This window comes from Streptomyces millisiae (genome assembly GCF_031845425.1).
Classification (GTDB): Bacteria; Actinomycetota; Actinomycetes; order Streptomycetales; family Streptomycetaceae; genus Streptomyces; species Streptomyces millisiae.
The window spans coordinates 1-457 of sequence record NZ_JAVREM010000289.1 but is presented as its reverse complement, the minus strand read 5'-3'; the positions used below and the strand labels follow the sequence as shown (position 1 = coordinate 457).

General features: G+C 55.4%; 1 protein-coding gene. It reads right to left on the bottom strand.

The annotated features are described in order from the left end of the window. A partial coding sequence (locus RNC47_RS36720; protein ID WP_311605212.1) for an ABC transporter permease occupies positions 1-442 on the bottom strand: 442 nt, incomplete at its 3' end. Between the last annotated feature and the right edge of the window lie 15 nt (positions 443-457).

The window sequence follows — 457 nt, the reverse complement described above, 5'->3', positions numbered from 1 at the left end:
GAACCAACGTGACGGCTGTGCAAAATACAATACCTTTTACGAGGGAATACACGACGTCTGTCGTGGAAAGGAACATCGTGAAATAGTGATCGTAGGTACCGCCCGGCTGATTATAAAACAACCGGATCACAGCATTGGAAGCAAAGAAGCTGACCACCAGTGCAAACATAAAGCCCGGCACCACCGACAACATACCGCCCACAAGTCGGGTACCCACAACGAACGGAATTGACTGCAGCCCCATTGCTTCGGTGGCGTCGATCTCATCGCCGATTCGCATTGAACCGATCTCGGCGGTCATCCGGCAACCGGCCTGAGTCGCGTAGGCGATCCCGGCCACCAATGGCGCCATCTCCCGAACGTTGGCAAATCCGCCGATGATTCCGGACAACGCGCCAAATCCCACCAGATTCAGGATCGCAAAGGCTTCGATCGCCACCATGGCGCCGAGCATGAA